Annotated in this window: 17 protein-coding genes; 9 read left to right on the top strand and 8 right to left on the bottom strand. The window is 73.1% G+C overall.

Annotated features, from left to right (window positions below):
* Positions 1 to 111 precede the first annotated feature (111 nt).
* Positions 112 to 873: a chaplin gene (locus AC07DW_RS08690; RefSeq protein WP_478856898.1), complete on the top strand. Its 762-nt coding sequence runs from the start codon at positions 112 to 114 to the stop codon at positions 871 to 873.
* Between the two features lie 15 nt (positions 874 to 888).
* On the opposite strand, the gene AC07DW_RS08685 is transcribed toward AC07DW_RS08690, so the two are convergent.
* Both AC07DW_RS08685 and AC07DW_RS08680 read right to left on the bottom strand, forming a co-directional pair.
* Positions 889 to 1,557 carry a DUF2293 domain-containing protein gene (locus tag AC07DW_RS08685; protein ID WP_478856897.1) on the bottom strand — a complete coding sequence of 223 codons (669 nt, stop codon included), beginning with the start codon at positions 1,555 to 1,557 and terminating at the stop codon, positions 889 to 891.
* A 328-nt stretch (positions 1,558 to 1,885) separates the two neighbouring features.
* Positions 1,886 to 3,097, bottom strand: coding sequence for a pyridoxal phosphate-dependent aminotransferase (locus AC07DW_RS08680; protein ID WP_478856896.1), 1,212 nt, complete (start codon positions 3,095 to 3,097; stop codon positions 1,886 to 1,888).
* 85 nt (positions 3,098 to 3,182) lie between these two features.
* Here AC07DW_RS08680 and AC07DW_RS08675 point away from each other — a divergent pair, with 85 nt between their 5' ends.
* Both AC07DW_RS08675 and AC07DW_RS08670 read left to right on the top strand, forming a co-directional pair.
* Positions 3,183 to 3,869, top strand: a complete 687-nt coding sequence (locus tag AC07DW_RS08675; RefSeq protein ID WP_478856895.1) for a winged helix-turn-helix transcriptional regulator — start codon at positions 3,183 to 3,185, stop codon at positions 3,867 to 3,869.
* A gap of 85 nt (positions 3,870 to 3,954) precedes the next feature.
* Positions 3,955 to 4,587, top strand: a complete 633-nt coding sequence (locus AC07DW_RS08670; RefSeq protein WP_478856894.1) for a nucleoside/nucleotide kinase family protein — start codon at positions 3,955 to 3,957, stop codon at positions 4,585 to 4,587.
* Positions 4,588 to 4,596: 9 nt separating this feature from the next.
* Here the strand turns inward: AC07DW_RS08670 and AC07DW_RS08665 are convergent, their stop codons facing one another.
* The 3 genes from AC07DW_RS08665 to AC07DW_RS08655 form a co-directional block, all read right to left on the bottom strand.
* Positions 4,597 to 5,490: a carbohydrate kinase family protein gene (locus tag AC07DW_RS08665; protein WP_478856893.1), complete on the bottom strand. Its 894-nt coding sequence runs from the start codon at positions 5,488 to 5,490 to the stop codon at positions 4,597 to 4,599.
* Positions 5,487 to 6,395 carry a pseudouridine-5'-phosphate glycosidase gene (locus tag AC07DW_RS08660; protein ID WP_478857018.1) on the bottom strand — a complete coding sequence of 303 codons (909 nt, stop codon included), beginning with the start codon at positions 6,393 to 6,395 and terminating at the stop codon, positions 5,487 to 5,489. The genes AC07DW_RS08665 and AC07DW_RS08660 overlap by 4 nt, the downstream gene beginning before the upstream one ends.
* A gap of 588 nt (positions 6,396 to 6,983) precedes the next feature.
* On the bottom strand, positions 6,984 to 7,526 hold the full coding sequence (locus AC07DW_RS08655; RefSeq protein WP_478856892.1) for a methylated-DNA--[protein]-cysteine S-methyltransferase: 543 nt from the start codon (positions 7,524 to 7,526) through the stop codon (positions 6,984 to 6,986).
* Positions 7,527 to 7,813: 287 nt separating this feature from the next.
* Here AC07DW_RS08655 and AC07DW_RS08650 point away from each other — a divergent pair, with 287 nt between their 5' ends.
* From AC07DW_RS08650 to AC07DW_RS08625, 6 genes are all read left to right on the top strand, one after another.
* Complete coding sequence (locus AC07DW_RS08650) at positions 7,814 to 8,686, top strand: MHYT domain-containing protein (protein WP_478856891.1); 873 nt, start codon at positions 7,814 to 7,816, stop codon at positions 8,684 to 8,686.
* A 91-nt stretch (positions 8,687 to 8,777) separates the two neighbouring features.
* On the top strand, positions 8,778 to 10,916 hold the full coding sequence (uvrB, locus tag AC07DW_RS08645) for an excinuclease ABC subunit UvrB (protein ID WP_478856890.1): 2,139 nt from the start codon (positions 8,778 to 8,780) through the stop codon (positions 10,914 to 10,916).
* A gap of 136 nt (positions 10,917 to 11,052) precedes the next feature.
* Complete coding sequence (locus AC07DW_RS08640) at positions 11,053 to 11,631, top strand: TerD family protein (RefSeq protein WP_478856889.1); 579 nt, start codon at positions 11,053 to 11,055, stop codon at positions 11,629 to 11,631.
* Positions 11,632 to 11,725: 94 nt separating this feature from the next.
* Positions 11,726 to 13,687 (top strand): TerD family protein, encoded by a 1,962-nt coding sequence (locus AC07DW_RS08635; protein ID WP_478856888.1) that lies wholly within the window; start codon positions 11,726 to 11,728, stop codon positions 13,685 to 13,687.
* A gap of 245 nt (positions 13,688 to 13,932) precedes the next feature.
* Positions 13,933 to 14,931 carry a TerC family protein gene (locus AC07DW_RS08630; RefSeq protein ID WP_478856887.1) on the top strand — a complete coding sequence of 333 codons (999 nt, stop codon included), beginning with the start codon at positions 13,933 to 13,935 and terminating at the stop codon, positions 14,929 to 14,931.
* A gap of 131 nt (positions 14,932 to 15,062) precedes the next feature.
* Positions 15,063 to 15,365, top strand: coding sequence for a hypothetical protein (locus AC07DW_RS08625; protein WP_478856886.1), 303 nt, complete (start codon positions 15,063 to 15,065; stop codon positions 15,363 to 15,365).
* A 13-nt stretch (positions 15,366 to 15,378) separates the two neighbouring features.
* Here AC07DW_RS08625 and AC07DW_RS08620 read toward each other — a convergent pair whose 3' ends face one another.
* From AC07DW_RS08620 to AC07DW_RS08610, 3 genes are all read right to left on the bottom strand, one after another.
* On the bottom strand, positions 15,379 to 16,665 hold the full coding sequence (locus AC07DW_RS08620) for an MFS transporter (protein ID WP_478857017.1): 1,287 nt from the start codon (positions 16,663 to 16,665) through the stop codon (positions 15,379 to 15,381).
* 128 nt (positions 16,666 to 16,793) lie between these two features.
* Positions 16,794 to 17,450 (bottom strand): MBL fold metallo-hydrolase, encoded by a 657-nt coding sequence (locus AC07DW_RS08615; protein ID WP_478856885.1) that lies wholly within the window; start codon positions 17,448 to 17,450, stop codon positions 16,794 to 16,796.
* Between the two features lie 9 nt (positions 17,451 to 17,459).
* The gene (locus tag AC07DW_RS08610) at positions 17,460 to 18,143 is read right to left on the bottom strand and encodes a maleylpyruvate isomerase family mycothiol-dependent enzyme (RefSeq protein WP_478856884.1); all 684 of its coding nucleotides are present in this window, start codon (positions 18,141 to 18,143) and stop codon (positions 17,460 to 17,462) included.
* Positions 18,144 to 18,206 lie beyond the last annotated feature (63 nt).

The raw sequence follows: 18,206 nt of genomic DNA, 5'->3' as shown, positions 1-18,206 counted from the left end.
AGCCACCACTCGATGGGGTGAATGGCGGATGCGTCATAACCCGGCTTGCTCGTATGGCGTTAATTCCGGTGCGGGCGGGTGCCCGTGAAAGTCTCCGGAAGGCAGGAAGCCATGAGGCACACTCGCCGAAATGGTCTGGTCACACTGATGGCCACGGGCGGCGCGCTCGCTCTGGCGGCGGGATATGCGCACGCCGACTCCGACGCGGCCGGCGCCACGGCCGAATCGCCGGGGGTCATCTCCGGCAACACCGTTCAGCTGCCCGTGGACGTCCCGGTCAACGTCTGCGGCAACACCGTCAACGTGGTCGGGCTGCTCAACCCCGCGGCCGGCAACACGTGCCAGAACAAGGGCGGCGGCCACCAGCACAAGGACCGCCCCGGCAGCTCGCACGGCGGCCAGGGCGGCGGGCACGGCAGCACCAACGGCGGCAAGGGCGACGGCGGCGGTGCTTCGGCCGACGGTGCCGCGGTGAAGTCGCCCGGCGTGATCTCCGGCAACGGCATCCAGCTGCCCATCGACCTGCCGGTCAACGTCAGCGGCAACTCCGTCAGCCTGGTGGGCATCCTCAACCCCGCGTTCGGCAACGTTTCCACCAACGGCGGCGGCAAGCCGCCCGTCACGCCGCAGAAGCCGCCGAAGGGCAACGAGCCGGTCGCGCCGCCCGAGCACGACGAGCCCGCCGCGCCGGCTCCGGTGCCCGCGCCGGCCGACGAGGCCCCCGCCCCGCTGCCGCAGACCAGCTCCACGTCGCTGGCCGAGACCGGTTCCGGCGCCGGTTTGATCGGCGTCGGCCTGCCCGCCGCCATGGGCCTCATGCTCGGCGGAGGGCTCCTGTACCGCCGCTTCCGCACCGCGGCGGACCGGACCTGACCGACCGCCCGGAGGTCACCGTCGCCAGGCGGCCAGCACCGACTCGATGACCGGTGCCACGCGGGTACGCGCCTGGCGGCGGGGGACACCGCGCATCAACAGCGCGTCGTACTCGGTGTCGAGGTGCCGCACCGACGCCCGGACCGCCGCGGTGACCGCGCCCTCGTCCAGTGCCCGCCCCGCCGCCGTACGCCCCACCCTGCCGCTCCCGCGCTCCCCGGCGTGCGCCGCGATCCCGGCCGCACGCTCCGGCGGGCAGCCGGGGAACAGACGCAGGATCTCGGCGGCCAGCGCGGACCGGAACCGCGCGTCACCGGCGGCCCGCCGCACCGCGTCCCGGGCCCGCCGGCGGGCTCTCGCCTCGGCGTCGGCCAGGCACGCCGACTCCGCCCGCGCCAGGGCGGCCTCCTCGACGAGGATGCCCTGGCGCTCGTAGCGGGTACGGCGCCGGTTGTGACGTACCACCACCGCCCACAGTCCGCTCCCCTCCCGGGCCCTGCGGGTCAGCGCCGCGTCACCGCGCGGAAGGTAGACCAGGTGGCCGAGGTCGGCGCAGTCCAGGCATAGTGGGGCGTGGAACTCCAGGACCAGGCGGGGCAGCGGTCCGCCGCGACACTCCGCGCAGTGGCGGCGCTTGAGCGGCTCGACCACCACCAGCGGTGCCGGTACCCCGAGGCCCGCCATGTCAGCGCACGCTCGGTGCCGCGGCCCCGATGAAGCCGGTCAGCGCCGCCACGGCCTCCTCCGAGCGCCGCTCCCGCTGCGCCTCGTCCCACGCCTCGTGCGTACGCTGTGTCACCTCGAAGGCCTCCCTCACCCGTTCCACCGTCTCCGGGTCGTCGCGCCCCGGTCCGCACCCGTACCCCATGACGTCGTTCGAGCGGGGCGCGCCCGTACTCCCTCGATTCCCCGTGGCGACGACACGACTCCGGCGGAGCATCGCCGCCGGGAAGGACGTCACGGCCGGCTCGCGGCAGGACCTGGCCGCGGAACGGCACGGGCCGCGCAGGCGCTACTGCCGGTAGCCGCTCAGGAAGCGGCCGATCCGGCTGATGGCCGCGTCGAGGTCGTCGGCGTGGGGGAGCGTGAGGATGCGGAAGTGGTCCGGGCGGGGCCAGTTGAAGCCGGTGCCCTGGACGACCTGGATCTTCTCGCGCAGCAGCAGGTCCAGCACGAACTTCTCGTCGTCGTGGATGCGGTGCACCTTCGGGTCGAGGCGGGGGAAGGCGTACAGCGCGCCCTTGGGTTTGACGCACGAGACACCGGGGATGGCGTTGAGCTTCTCCCAGGCCCGGTCGCGCTGCTCGTGGAGGCGGCCGCCCGGGGCGGTCAGCTCGTGGATGGACTGGCGGCCGCCCAGGGCGGCCTGGATGGCGTACTGGGCGGGCGCGTTGGGGCACAGGCGCATGGAGGCGAGCATGGTCAGCCCCTCCAGATAGCTGCGCGCGTGCTGCTTGGGGCCGGTGACGACCAGCCAGCCGGAGCGGAAACCGGCGACGCGGTACGTCTTGGACAGGCCGGAGAAGGTCAGGACGACCAGGTCGGGGGCGAGGGACGCGGCGGTGTGGTGGACGGCGCCGTCGTACAGGATCTGGTCGTAGATCTCGTCGGCGAAGACCATCAGCCGGTGGCGGCGGGCGAGGTCGAGGATGCCCTCGACGATCTCGCGCGGGTAGACCGCTCCGGTGGGGTTGTTGGGGTTGATGATGACGACGGCCTTGGTGCGATCGGTGATCTTGGCGGCCATGTCGTCGAGGTCCGGGTACCAGTCGGCGGACTCGTCGCACAGGTAGTGGACGGGCCGTCCGCCGGCGAGGGCGGTGACGGCGGTCCACAGCGGGAAGTCGGGGGCGGGGACGAGGACTTCGTCGCCGTCCTCCAGGAGGGCCTGGACGGCCATCGAGACCAGTTCGGAGACGCCGTTGCCGAGGAAGACGTCGTCCACGTCCACATCGGGGAGACCGAGGGCCTGGTAGCGCTGGGCCACGGCACGGCGGGCCGACAGGACGCCCTTGGAGTCGGTGTACCCGTGGGCCCGCGGGAGCATCCGGATCATGTCCTGGACGATCTCCTCGGGAGCCTCGAAGCCGAAGAGCGCGGGGTTGCCCGTGTTGAGGCGCAGCACGCTGTGCCCCGCTTCCTCCAGGGCGTTGGCGTGCTCGATGACGGGGCCGCGGATCTCGTAGCAGACCTCACTGAGCTTGCTCGACTGCCGGAACTCCATAGCGCGCGACCTCCCAGAAGTGATGATGCTTGGTTTTACCAAGTGGGAGCTTGGAAAGTCCAACAAGTTGTCTAGACTGCGTCGCATGCCACGTCGACGAAGCTACGACCAGTTCTGCGCCGCCGCCCGTGCCCTCGACGCCGTCGGGGACCGCTGGACCCTGCTGATCGTTCGCGAACTGCTCGCCGGTCCGCGCCGTTACACCGATCTGCACGCCGATCTGCCGGGCGTGAGCACGGACATGCTCGCCTCGCGCCTGAAGGACATGGAACGCGACGACCTGGTGACCCGTCGCCGCCTCCCGCCCCCCGCCTCGGCGAACGTGTACGAACTGACCGATCGGGGGAAGGGGTTGCTCCCCGTGCTCCGCGCCCTGGCGGCCTGGGGGCTCCCGGACCTCGAAGCGCCCCGCCCCACGGACGCGGTACGGGCCCACTGGTTCGCCATCCCGCTGCTGTCCGCCCTGGAGGCGGCGGCGGTCGGACCGGGGGTGGTCGAGGTGCGGCTCGACGAAGGCACGTTCCACGCGCGCGTGGGTGGCGGCGACGTGGCGGAGTACGCCGACGGCCCCGCCGTCCCGGAGCCGGACCTGTGCCTGCGGATGGACGCGGCGACGTGCGTGGCCGTGGCGGACCGATCCCTGGCGGTCGCGGAGGGCGTGGCGACGGGGCGCGTCGAGGTCGTGGGCACGGTCGGGGCGGCCTTCGCGGCGGGGCTCGGCGGCGACAGCGTCGTGGCCGCCGGGGCGGCGGGCGCCGGCGTCACGTCCTGAGCGGCGCGGCGAGCCCGTGCCCCGCCCCGCCCCCGTCGCGCCCGTCCGGGGCCGACCCGGCCCCGTCCTCGGGCAGCATGGGGGCGTGAAGTTCGAACCGATCACCTGGGAACGCCTGACCGATACCGTCGCCGCCCATGTGGACGGCATGGCTCCGGCCGACGGGGGGCCGTGGCTCAAGGTGGCCGTCGACGGCGCCCCCGCCGCCCGCCCCGAGGAGCCGGCCGAGCTGCTGGCCGGGGCGCTCAGGCTGCGCGGCCGGGCGGTGGCGGCCGTCGGGACGGGCGGGTTCCTGCGGCCGGCGTCGCTGCGGTACGAGTACGGCAAGGAGGACCCCGACACGTACTACAGCGGCTGGTTCGACACCGGCGCCCTGTGGCGGGAGGTCTTCGGGCCGCTGGAACCGGGTGGCAGCGGGAAGGTGCTGCCCGACCTGTGGGACCCGGCGACCGACCGGGCGACCCGCAGCCCGTACCGGACGCTGGCACCGGGAGGGGTACTGGTGCTGCACGGGCCGTTCCTGCTCGGCCACTGGTTCCCCTTCGACCTGACGGTCCACCTGCGCCTGTCGCCCGGCGCGCTGGCCCGCCGCACGGAACAGCCGTGGACCCTGCCGGCCTTCCGGCGGTACGAGGCCGAGGTCGCCCCCGCCGAGGCCGCCGACGTCGTGGTCCGCGCCGACGACCCCCGCCACCCCGCCTGGACGGGCCTGCCCTGACCGATCGCGTCAACCGGTCGGCGGTCGGCCGCCCAGCGTCGTGACCGCCAGGGCCCCGGCGCGGCACGCCGCTCCGGCCGCCGCGACCGGATCGGCGCCGGACAGGCGGGCCGCCAGGAAGGCGCCGGTGAACGCGTCGCCCGCCCCGGTCGAGTCGATCGCCCGGACCACCGGGGCCACGACCCGTGCGGTCACCCGCCCCGCCTCGGCCACCAGGGCGCCCGCCGCGCCGGTCGTCACCACGACGAGCGGGAACCGGCGGCTCAGCGCGGCCGCGGCCTCCTCGGGACCGGCAAGGCCCGTCAGCAGCGCGGCCTCGTCGGCGTTGGGCAGGAAGAGGTCCGCGCCCGCCACCGAGGCCAGGAACGGAGTCACGCCCAGCTCCGTGACGAACCCCGCCGACGCGGGGTCCACGCTCACCGGAACGCCCCGCTCACGCGCTGCCGCCACGGCCAGCCGGGCCGTCTCCCGGCTGGTCCCGGCGAAGAAGAGGTACCCGGACAGATGCAGGTGGGACACCCCGTCCAGCAGGCTCGGCGACCAGTCGCCGGGCGCGAGCCGGAGCGCCGCGCCGCTGTCCGTGAGGAACGTCCGCTCGGCGGCCGCGTCGACCAGGGCGACCACCGTCGCGGTCGGCGCGCCCCGGTCCCGTACCAGGGAGGGCCGCACCCCCGCGAGCCGCAGCCGCTCCTCGTGCCAGGCCGCCCGGTCGAGGCCCACCCGCCCCAGGAACCGCACGTCCGCGCAGCCCGAACGCGCCGCCCAGCACGCCACGTTCGCGCCCGCCCCGCCCGGCAGCGTCCGGATCTCCGCGGCGGTGTCCGTGGCCGGCGCGAGCGGGGCGCGGTGCCGGGCCACCACGTCGGTGACCACGTCCCCGACGACCAGCAGCGCGCCGCTCACAGCGCGGCCGCGACACGCGCCGCCAGCCGCACGTTGCCGCGCACCGCCGCGAGGTTGGCCTCCAGGGACGCCCCGTCGGTGTGCCGCGTCAGGTAGTCCAGCAGGAACGGCGTCACGGCCTGGCCGGCGATCCCCCGCTCCCGGCACTCGTCCAGCGCCCGCGCGAGCACCCGGTCGTGCAGTCCGGGATCCAGCTGCTCCTGTTCCGGCACCGGGTTGGCGACGATCAGCGCCGCGTCCGGGCCGCCCAGCGCGTCCTGCGCCCGTATCACCGCCGCCACCTCCTCCGGGGACCGCACCGTCCAGTCGACCGGTTCACCGGAGGAGGCCAGGTAGAAGCCGGGGAAGTGCTCCGTCCCGTACCCCAGGACGCCCACTCCCAGCGTCTCCAGCCGCTGGAGCGTCGCGGGCACGTCGAGGATCGACTTGACCCCCGCGCACACCACCGCGATCCGGGTCCCCGCCAGCAGCCGGAGGTCGGCCGACTCGTCCTGGGTCTGCGCCCACTCACGATGGACCCCGCCCAGACCGCCGGTCGCGAAGACCCGGATGCCGGCCCGCGCCGCCAGGAACGCGGTGGCGGACACCGTGGTGGCGCCGCTCGCCCCGGTGGCCAGGGCGGGCGCCAGGTCGCGGTGCCCCAGCTTCCGTACGCCGGGACCGGCCGCGATCCGCTCCACCTGGCCCTTGTCCAGGCCCACCCGCGCCACGCCGTCCAGCACGGCGATCGTGGCCGGAACGGCCCCACCGGCCCGTACGAGCGCCTCCAACTCCCGCGCCACGCCCAGGTTGCGGGGGCGGGGCAGGCCGTGCGCGATGATCGTCGACTCCAGGGCGACGACGGGCCGGCGCTCGGCCAGCGCCTCCCGCACCTCTTCCGACAGCGTCACAGTGGTCTCCGGCATGTCCCATCCCTGGCGCGGCGGCGACCCGGGCAAACGTCCGGACGGCTTTTCGGCCACGGCCGCCGCCGCGCGCGCGTGCCCACGCACCGAAGGCGCCTCACCCGGGCACGGCGCCGGGCCACCGGCATCGGGCCCCCGGTCGCCCGGCGCGGGCGCCGAGCCACCCGGTCGCCCGGCACCGGCGCCGGGTCGTCCGGCCGTGTCCGCCGGCGGCTTCCGCCGGACGACCAGGGCGGCCAGGGGGAGCAGCAGCAGCGCGCCGACCGCGCTCAGCCAGCCGTAGCCGGCCTGGGCGACGATCAGGCCGGCGCCCGCGCCGCCCGGGCCCGACGCCGTGTTCATGGTCAGGGCCGACAGGCCGCCCTGTACCGCCGCCCGGACGGCCTGCGGCACGGGGTCGGTCAGCAGCGCGGGCCCCGACAATAGCCCCGCCGACCACCCCGGTCCCCAGCAGAACAGCCCCGCCGCGGTCTGCCCTTGACGCGCCCCGGCCGTACCGGCCAGCAACGCGGCGAAGGCCGGCAGCCCCACCGCCAGACCGATCACGGACAGCCTCGCGAGCCGGTCCGACGGCCAGCCCGTTACAGATCAGAACAGGGGTTGCGGGAGCACCCCCTCCAGTGCCAGCAGCCTGCGCTTGGTCTCCAGCCCGCCGCCGAATCCGCCGATCCCCCCGTCGTTCTCCAGCACCCGGTGGCAGGGCACCACGACCGGCAGCGGGTTGGCGCCCATCGCGGCTCCGACGGCCTGCGCCGCCCCCGGCTGTCCCACCCGGCCGGCCAGCTCCCCGTACCCGACGACCGATCCGTAGGGCACACCGGACGCCAGCTCGCGCAGCACCTGCCGGTTGAACCCGGCCGTCAACGACCAGTCCAGACGCAGCCGGAACTCCCGCAGCGTCCCCGTGAAGTACGCCTCCAGCATGCGTATCGGCTCCGCCAACCGCCCCGTCGAGCACTCCACGAGCTCCGCGCCGAGCCGCCCCCGCAGCCGCTTCAGGGCCCGGTCGCGCACCGCGTCGCCGGCATGGAAGGACACGCTCACCAGTCCCTCGCCCGTCGCGGCGAGCATCAGCGGGCCGATGTCGCTGTCGACGACGGCCCACTCCACGAACTGCCCGTTGCTGTCCATGCCGACCACGGTACGACCGGCCACTGACAACACCGTCGGGGCGACGTCGGCCCCCGGGCCGGCGCGGCGCCCGGGAGCGGGGAAGGCCGGCCGGAAGGTGAACGCCGCCGCTGTGGCGGCCGTGACCGGAACGCTTCTGTCGACAAATCCACCTGTGAATGTTTGTCCCACCCGGAATGCGCCATAGCCTCGCTCCCGTACCAGCGGGTAGACATGGCACCACCGGCGCCGCGGCACGCGCGCGAGGCATCCGGACGGCGGGGTACCAAGAGCGAAGGGCGTACGGGATGCAGGGCACGGTCGACGGTTTCAGCCACGGCTTCGTCACACCTCTGGCCGCCTTCCTCATGGCGTGCCTGGGCGGCGCCCTGGGGCTGCGCTGCACCACCCGGTCGCTGCGGAAACACGGGGCTCCCAGGCTCGGCTGGCTCGCGCTCGGCGCCACCGCCATCGGCTCGGGCATCTGGACCATGCACTTCATCGCGATGCTCGGTTTCACCGTCCGGGAGACGCCGATCGGCTACGACCCCGCCATCACCTTCGCCGGTCTGGGAGTGGCGATCCTGATGGTCGGCATCGGGATCTTCATCGTCGGGTACCGGGGCGCCACCGCGATGGCCCTGGTCACCGGCGGCACCATCACCGGCCTGGGCATCGCCACCATGCACTACCTCGGTATGGCCGGAATGCGCCTGCCGGGCACGCTCCAGTACGACACCCCCACCGTCGCCCTCTCCGTCGTGATCGCGGTCGTGGCGGCGACCTCCGCCCTGTGGGCGGCCGTCTCGATCCACGGGTTCCTGCCCAGCCTCGGCGGTAGCGTCGGCATGGGCACCGCGGTCACCGGGATGCACTACACCGGCATGGCCGCCGTCAGCGTGCACCTGCACGGCGACGGCGCCACGCCGGTCGGCGGCGACGCCGCGAGCTCGCTCCTCGCCCCGATGCTGATCGGCCCGGCGGTGTTCCTGCTGCTGGCCGGAGTCATGGTGATGATCGACCCGCTGCTGGTGACGGGGGACGGCGAGCGGCGGCCCGCACTCGCGGCGCCCCGTCGCCCGGCCGCGTCCGTCCCCTGGGAGAGCCGCTCCTACGGCTCGCCCGCCACGCGCCCACCGGTCCGCGGGTTCCGCCGCCGCGAGCGCACCGGCGGCCACTGACGGCCCTCGGCGCCCGCCGGCACCGCGCGATCGACGGGCGGCGACCGCGCTCGGCCCCCCGACTGTCAGTGCCGGGTCGTACGGTGGTTGCATGCGGCCCGTTTCCAAGATCGAACGCACGGTGGCGCCCTTCGAGGTCGTCAGCCCCTACCAGCCCAGCGGCGACCAGCCGGCGGCCATCGCCGACCTGGCCCGCCGCGTCGGCGCGGGCGAGAAGGACGTCGTCCTGCTCGGCGCGACCGGCACCGGCAAGTCGGCGACGACCGCCTGGATGATCGAGAAGCTCCAGCGCCCCACCCTCGTGATGGCGCCGAACAAGACGCTGGCCGCCCAGCTGGCCAACGAGTTCCGCGAGCTCCTGCCGAACAACGCCGTCGAGTACTTCGTCTCGTACTACGACTACTACCAGCCAGAGGCGTACGTCCCCCAGTCGGACACCTACATCGAGAAGGACTCCTCGATCAACGAGGAGGTCGAGCGGCTGCGCCACTCCGCCACGAACTCGCTCCTGACCCGCCGGGACGTCGTGGTGGTGGCCTCGGTCTCCTGCATCTACGGCCTCGGCACGCCCCAGGAGTACGTGGACCGGATGGTCCCCCTCAAGGTCGGCGAGGAGATCGACCGGGACCAGCTGCTGCGCCGTTTCGTCGACATCCAGTACACCCGCAACGACCTGGCCTTCACCCGGGGCACCTTCCGCGTGCGCGGCGACACCGTCGAGATCTTCCCGGTGTACGAGGAGCTCGCCGTCCGCATCGAGATGTTCGGCGACGAGATCGAGGCGCTGTCCACGCTCCACCCGCTCACCGGCGAGGTCATCAGCGACGACCGGGAGCTCTACATCTTCCCCGCCAGTCACTACGTGGCGGGACCCGAGCGCATGGAGAAGGCGGTCAACGGCATCGAGCGGGAGCTGGAGCAGCGCCTGGCCGAGCTGGAGAAGCAGGGCAAGCTGCTGGAGGCCCAGCGGCTGCGGATGCGCACCACGTACGACATCGAGATGATGCGCCAGATCGGTTCCTGCTCCGGCATCGAGAACTACTCCATGCACTTCGACGACCGCGAGCCGGGCTCCCCGCCCAACACCCTCCTCGACTACTTCCCCGAGGACTTCCTGCTCGTCATCGACGAGTCCCACGTCACCGTGCCGCAGATCGGCGCCATGTACGAGGGCGACGCCTCCCGCAAGCGCACCCTCGTCGACCACGGCTTCCGGCTGCCGTCCGCGCTGGACAACCGGCCGCTGAAGTGGGAGGAGTTCCAGGAGCGGATCGGCCAGACCGTCTACCTGTCGGCGACTCCCGGACAGTACGAGCTGTCCCGTTCCGACGGATTCGTGGAGCAGATCATCCGCCCCACCGGCCTGGTCGACCCGGAGGTCGTCGTCAAGCCCACCGAGGGCCAGATCGACGACCTGGTCCACGAGATCCGCCTGCGGACCGAGCGGGACGAGCGGGTGCTGGTCACCACCCTGACCAAGAAGATGGCCGAGGACCTCACCGACTACTTCCTGGAACTGGGCATCCAGGTCCGTTACCTGCACAGCGACGTCGACACCCTCCGCCGCATCGAGCTGCTGCGCGAACTGCGGGCCGGCGAGTACGACGTCCTGGTCGGCATCAACCTGCTCCGCGAGGGCCTCGACCTCCCCGAGGTCTCCCTGGTGGCCATCCTCGACGCCGACAAGCAGGGCTTCCTCCGCTCCGGCACCTCGCTGATCCAGACCATCGGCCGTGCGGCGCGCAACGTCTCCGGCCAGGTCCATATGTACGCGGACACCATCACCCCGGCCATGGCGAAGGCCATCGACGAGACCAACCGCCGTCGCGAGAAGCAGGTCGCGTACAACAAGGCCCACGGCATCGACCCGCAGCCGCTGCGGAAGAAGATCAACGACATCGTCGCGACCATCGCGCGCGAGGAGGTCGACACCGAGCAGCTGCTCGGCACCGGCTACCGCCAGTCCAAGGACGGCAAGGGGGCCAAGGCGCCCGTTCCGTCGCTCGGCAAGTCGTCCCGGACCGGCGCCAAGGCCGGTAAGGCGGGCGGAAAGGGCGCGCTGGTCAGCGACCGTCCGGCGGCCGAACTGGCGGGCATCATCGAGGAGATGACCGAGCGGATGCGCGCTGCCGCCGCCGAGCTGCAGTTCGAGGTGGCTGCGCGGTTGCGCGACGAGGTCGGCGAGTTGAAGAAGGAGCTGCGGCAGATGAAGGAGGCGGGCATCGCCTGACGCCGGGGCACCGCTGTGTTGCAACACCGCCACAAAAAGAGGGCTTGCCTGCTGCCGGCCCGCGGCCGCTGCGTAGGGTGCTGACAACCGCACTCTTCAGACGGTCGCGGGGGTAGGCAACGAGAGGGGACAGCGCGTGACGGTCAACATGACCAAGGGCCAGGCCATCAGCCTGCAGAAGAGCGACGGGGGTACTCTCACCGCGGTGCGGATGGGGCTCGGCTGGCAGGCGGCCCCGCGCCGCGGTCTGTTCGGCTCGCGCACCCGGGAGGTCGACCTGGACGCGTCGGCGGTGCTCTTCGCCGAGAAGCAGCCCGTGGACGTGGTGTTCTTCCGCCACCTGGTCAGCGATGACGGTTCCGTCCGCCACACCGGTGACAACCTGGTGGGCGGCGTGGGACAGGGCGGCGACGACGAGGCGATCCTCGTCGACCTGCAGCGGGTCCCGGTCCACATCGACCAGATCGTCTTCACGGTGAACTCCTTCACCGGGCAGACGTTCCAGGAGGTGCAGAACGCCTTCTGCCGCATCGTCGACGAGACGAACGGCCAGGAGCTCGCGCGATACACCCTGGACGGCGGCGGCCAGTACACCGCGCAGATCATGGCGAAGGTGCACCGGGCCGGTTCCGGCTGGCAGATGACGGCTCTGGGCAGCCCGGCGAACGGCCGTACGTTCCAGGACCTGATGCCGTCGATCCTGCCGCACCTGTAGTCGCGGTACACACGCACACCCGCAGCTCCCGGAGGCCAGGCCGCCGGGAGCTGCGGTTCACACCGAGGCACCGCAGCACCGAGGGGACACAGGCATGACGGCCGAGCTGGTCCGGGGGCAGAACCACCCCCTGCCCCACACCCGACTCGAGATCCGGGTGTCGGCCGGCGCACCGGTCATCGCCGGCGCCACGCTCACCGACGACAGCGGCCGGGTCCCCGGTCCCGAGTGGGTGGTGCACCCCGGTTCGCCCGCGCTCCCCGGCATCGAGGTCTCCCGGCAGGCGGCCGCCGACCACCGGCTCGCCGTGGACCTCGGGGCACTTCCCGAGGCGGCCCACCGGGTGACGGTGCTCCTCGCCCTGCCCGAGGGGGCCGGCGGTCCCGGCCGGTTCGGTGCCTTCGCCGCGCCGTTCGCCGCGGTCACCGCACTGGACGGCACCGAGGTCGCCGGGTACACCATCACGGGGCTGGACACGGAGTCCGCGGTCGTCGCCCTGGAGCTCTACCGCCGGCAGGGCGCCTGGAAGATCCGCGCCGTCGGCCAGGGGTACGCGGGCGGACTCGTCGTGATGCTCGCCGACCAGGGACTCGACCGGGCCGCCGAACTCGCGGCCACCATCCACGGGGCGGTCGCCCTCGGGATGAGCCGGTCGGTCGCCGCCCCGCCGCGTACCGCCGAGGGCGACCGGGCCCGGCGCGGCGCCTCGCTCACCGCGTCCGGCGCACCCGGCGACACGGCGCCCGCCGGACCGTCCGCCGGGCCCGCCCCGGGGGGCCCTGCGGGGCCCTCTCCCGCCGCGCCGGCGCCGGACGGGCCCATCAGCTACGCCCACCCGCGCCGGACGGCAGGCGCCCCGCCGGCGCCCCGGGACGGGGCCGCCGACGCACCGGGGACACCTCCCGTCCACCCGGCGCAGCCCGGCCGGCCGGTGGCCGGCGACGCCACCGGGTGGTCCATGGAAGAGCGGCTCTACAACCAGGTCTGGGGCATGTTCGAGGACCTGGCCCGCACCACCGCCGCGTACCGCAGCGCCGTCGATTTCGCCGAGTCCCGCATGGACCAGGAGCTCGACCGCGCCCTGTCCGATCCGCGCAGCCGCATCGGCTCCGCCGGGGACGCGGCCCGCGCCGCGGCCCGCGCGAAGTGCGACGAGCTGGCCGACCGGGCGCGGGAGGCCCTCGACCGGGACCTCGCGCAGCTCACCGCCGAGGCCGAGGTCGTCGAGCCGGCCCTCCCCGTGGCGTACGCCGACTGGGACAGCCCGGTCTGGCACGGCTACCGCGTCCCCCGCGAGGCCCCGATGGCACTGCGCCTGGGCGACCTCCACCTGCCCGAGCGGCCCGGCCTGCGCATCCCCATGCTGATGCGGCTCCCGCTGGAGCGGGGCCTGTGGGTCGACAGCGGCCGGTCCGGGTCGGAGGCGGCCATCGTGATGGACGACGGAGAGCTGCGCCGGCTGGCGGTGGACACGGCCGTCCTGCACGCCGCGCGGCTGCTCGCCGTCCACCCGGCCGGTCAGTACACCGTCCACGTCGTCGACCCGGCGGGAGCGGCGGCCGCCTCGTTCGCCCCGCTGGCGGACTCGGGGGTCCTCGCCGCCCCGCCGGCGTCCGGGGCCCGGGGAGTGGCCTCCGTCCTCGCCGGCCTCACCCGGCGCGTGGAGCTGGTGCGGATGGCCGTCGGAGGCGGCGCGACCGACGCCCTGCCGCCCGACCTCGACACCGCCGACCAGCTGCTGATCGTCAACGACTTCCCGCACGGCTTCGACGACCGGACGGTCACCCAGTTGCGCTACCTGGCGGACGAGGGCCCGGCGGTCGGTGTCCATCTCCTGCTGATCGCCGACCGCGAGGACGCCAGTGCCTACGGGCCGGTGCTCGACCCGCTCTGGCGGTCGCTGCTGCGTCTGACGCCCGTCCCGGACGACCACCTCGCCGACCCCTGGGTGGGCCACGCCTGGACGTACGAGCCGCCCCGGTTGCCGACGGGCAGCGGCGTCCTGAGCCGGGTGCTGTCCCAAGTGGTCGACGCCCGGACCAACTGGCGTCGCTGACCTGCGGACTTGGCGCTCCTTTTACCTTCCCCTTTACCTTTCTTTGGTCTTTACGGTAACGTTCTTGGTGCGGAGGGGAGTACTCCCGTACGCGGCGTGCCCGTCAATACGGACGGTCGGACAGAGACCTGGTCCCGGGGCGCCGGCCCGTGGTGCGACCGGCGATCCGTGCCGGGCCGGCCCGGGTGGAAGAGACCTCCGGCAGCGACGACGCTGATCAGTAGCCGTACGACGCCGGAGGCGCAATGGACGTATCAATGGGTCTGTGGGTGGCGACCATTCTCGGTCTGTCCGCCCTTATCGCGGTCGACTTCTTCATCGGGCGCAAGCCCCACGACGTGTCGGTCAAGGAAGCCGGAATATGGACGGTCGTCTGGATCGTCCTCGCCGCGATGTTCGGTGTCGGCCTGCTGGTCTTCGGCGAGTCGCAGGCCTCCGGCGAGTTCTTCGCCGGCTTCATCACCGAGAAGTCGCTCAGTGTCGACAACCTGTTCGTCTTCGTCCTGATCATGGCGAAGTTCGCGGTGCCGACCCACCTTCAGCAGCGCGTGCTGCTGATCGGTGTGCTGATCGCCCTGGTGCTGCGCGCGATATTCATCGCCGCCGGAGCCGCCATCATCGCCAGCTTCTCGTGGGTCTTCTACATCTTCGGCGCGTTCCTGATCTACACCGCCTGGAAGCTCATCCAGGAGGCGCGCGCCGACGAGCCGGAGGAGGAGTTCGAGGAGAACCGCCTCCTCAAGTCCATCGAGAGCCGCTTCGGCGTCGCCGACAAGTACCACGGCACCAAGCTCTTCATCCGCACCAACGGCAAGCGTGTGCTGACCCCGCTGATGGTCGTCATGCTGGCCATCGGCACCACGGACGTCCTGTTCGCGCTGGACTCCATCCCCGCGATCTTCGGCCTGACCCAGGACCCGTACATCGTGTTCACCGCCAACGCCTTCGCCCTGATGGGACTGCGGCAGCTGTACTTCCTCATCGGCGGCCTGCTGAGGAAGCTGGTCCACCTGAGCTACGGCCTGTCGGTCATCCTCGGCTTCATCGGCGTCAAGCTGGTACTGCACGCCCTGCACGAGTCCGGGGTGCATGTGCCCGAGATCTCCATCCCGGTATCGCTCGCGGTCATCTGCGGCGTCCTGGTCATCACCACGATCACCAGCCTGATCTCCTCCAAGAGGCAGGCGGACCGCGAGGCGGCGGAGGAGGCCGGCAAGGCTCCGAAGGACAGCGTCGGGGCCTGACGGCAGGCCGGCGCGACACCGCCGGAGCGACGGCACCGGCCGGAGCGGCCCGCATTGCGGACCGTCCCGGCCGGTGTTTGCTTTGACGGTGAGCGTCCCGATCCCCGGGGCCGGCCCACGCGGAGAACGGCATGAAGTTCGCGCAGATCATCGACTTCGAGACCGAACGCATCGACGAGATGGAAGCGCTGATGGAGGAGCGGAGAGCCGCCATGTCCGGCCGGGCCGGCGGCCCGACCCAGCGCGTCCTGCTGCGGGACAGGGACAACCCGAGCCGCTACGTCGTGGTCATCCACTTCGACTCGTACGAGGAGGCCATGCGCAACAGCGAGGACCCCGCGACCACGGAGCTGGCCGAGCGGATCGCCGGCCTCTGCACCCGCGCACCCTCGTTCACCAACTGCGACCTGGTGCGCCAGGACGACCTCCGCTGATCGCGCGGGGCCCTCAGGCGGCCGCCGACTCCAGGGCCGGACCGGCCACCGGCCTGGGGGGCAGCGTCTCCGGCAGCAGGGCGAAACAGCCGAGACTCAGCAGCGCGATCGCCGTCAGGTACGCCGCCACGCCCCAGGGCGGCCCCGGGCCGCCCGCCGAGGCCGTCGCCACCATCGGGGTGAGCGCTCCGCCGACGACCCCCGCCAGGTTGTAGCCGACGGCGGCACCGGTGCAGCGCACCCTCGGCTCGTACAGCTCCGGCAGGTACGCGGCCACCACGGCGAACATCGTGATGAACGCCAGGAGCGCCCCGGTGAACCCGAGGAACATCAGCACCGGCCGCGCGGTGTGCAGCAGGCCCACCATCGGGAACATCCACAGGGCCGCGGCCGCGCAGCCGGCCAGGCACATCGGCCGCCGCCCCACGCGGTCGCCCAGCATCGCGGCGAACGGCGTCGCCACGCCCTTGACCGCCACCGCCGCCATGATGCACACCAGCATCACCGTCCGGCTCACGCCGAGCCGCTCGGTGCCGTACGCCAGCGCCCACGTGGACACCGCGTAGAAGATCGCGTATCCGACCGCCAGAGCGCCGGCCGTCAGCAGCACCAGCCGCCAGTGGCCGCGCGCCACCTCCACCAGCGGGGCGCTCGCGCGCCTGCCGCTCTCGGCCAGCTCCCGGAACTGCGGCGTCTCCGCCAGGGAAGTGCGCAGCAGCAACCCGCCGGCCGCCAGGAGCCCCGCCGCCCAGAACGGCACACGCCACCCCCAGTCCCGGAACTGGGCGTCGCTCAGCCCCGCCGACAGGCCGAGCATCACCCCGTTCGCCAGCAGGAACCCGACCGCGGGACCGACCTGCGGGAAGCTCGCCCACAGCGCCCGCCGTCCCTCGGGCGCGTGCTCCACCGTCAGCAGCACCGCCCCGCCCCACTCCCCACCGAGCCCCAGCCCCTGAAGGAACCGCAGGACCAGCAGCAGTACCGGAGCGGTCACGCCGAGCGTCGCGTACGAGGGGACGAACCCCACGGCGACGGTCGCCGCCCCGGTCAGCACCAGGGACGCGAACATGACCGGACGCCGGCCGTACCGGTCGCCGATGTGCCCGAAGAGGACGGAGCCGAGGGGACGGGAGAGGAAGCCGACCGCGAACGTACCGAAGGCGGCCAGCGTCCCGGCGACCGGCGAGAACGTCGGGAAGAACAGGGGTCCCAGGACCAGGGCGGCAGCGGTCCCGTAGACGAAGAAGTCGTAGAACTCGACGGCGGTGCCGGCGAGGGAGGCGGTGGCGAGCCGCACCATGGAGGGCGTCCCGGGTGGCGTGGACGGGGAGGGCGCGGGCGTCCCCGGCGTGTGACTGTGGCGCACGTCGCGCCAACCACCCGTGGCGCCCCCGGGTCACGGGGCGCGAGGAGGCACGGGGGGGGCGACTACCAGCCGCGCTCGCGCCACTCCGGAAGCTTCGGGCGCTCCTCGCCCAGCGTGGTGTCCTTGCCGTGACCGGGGTAGACCCACGTCTCGTCCGGCAGCGCGTCGAACAGCTTGGTCTCGACGTCCTGGATGAGGCTGGCGAAGGCGTCCGGGTCCTTGTGGGTGCTCCCGACGCCGCCGGGGAAGAGGCAGTCGCCGGTGAACACGTGGGGGTGGCCGTGCGGGTCGTCGTAGACCAGTACGAGGGAACCCGGTGTGTGCCCCACCATCCGGCGGGCGGTGAGTTCCACCCGGCCGACCCTGATCGTTTCCCCGTCCTCGACGGGGACGTCCGTCGTGACGTCGATGCCCTCGGCGTCGTACGCCCCGGCGTACGTACGGGCACCGGTCGCCGCCACGACCTCGGCCAGCGCGTCCCAGTGGTCGCGGTGGCGGTGGGTGGTGACGACGGACGCGATGCCGTCGTCACCGATCAGCCGGAGCAGTGTCGCGGGCTCGCTCGCCGCGTCGATCAGAAGCTGCTCGCCGGTGGCCCGGCAGCGCAGCAGGTACGCGTTGTTGTCCATCGGACCGACGGCGACCTTGGAGATCATCAGGTCCGTCAGCTCGTGCACGTCGGCGGGCCCGCCCACCTTCACCGCTCCGCTGTAGGTCATGAACCCAGCCTATAGCGGGGGCAGTACGGGGAGGGCGCCGCCGGTGACCTCCAGGGCCGCGCCGTCACGGCGGCCCGCCAGCCAGCCGAGGAGGTCGGGCGCCGGGCCCGAGACCGTCACCCCGTCGCCCTCGTCGCCGCCCGTGCGCCACTCCCCGCCCGGGGTCACGAGGCGGGTCGGGGGGACGGTGGGGTGGCCGGTGAACCGGTCGGCGAGGAACGCGATCTCGCGGTCCGCGAAGTCCTTCGGCAGGTGCTCCAGCTCGTAGCCGATGCCGAGGTCGACGTGGTGCAGCTCCACCTCGACGAGGCGGCGGAACGGCAGCCGCGCCGCCCGGTCGGTCACCCCGTTGCGCAGCTCCACCCGGCGGTCCCAGTCCGCCGGCACCTCGCCCTCCGCCTGGAAGCGGGCGGCGCTGTCGCGCACGTCGTCGAGCTGGACGGCCAGGGCGCGGTGGGCGTCACGCTCGATGTCGGCGTCGCGCGCCTCGGCGCTGACGTACATCGGGCGGCCCCGGAGAACATTCACGAGGGCGTCGGCGTTACGTGAGAGGTGGGCCAGCACGTGGCCGCGGGTCCACCCGGGCAGCCGGGACGGCGCGGCGACGGCGGCGTCGTCAAGTCCGGCGGCGGCGCTGAGCAGCCGGTCGGTCGCCTCGCGTACGGAGGCCAGGTCATGCACGTGGTCGATCATGCCGCCGACCCTAGCGCCGCCACTCGATCGGGTGAAGGTGGCAGCGCATGGCCAGAAATCGAA

It is taken from the genome of Streptomyces sp. NPDC045701 (genome assembly GCF_056432045.1).
This window is presented reverse-complemented; position numbering and strand designations above follow the sequence as displayed.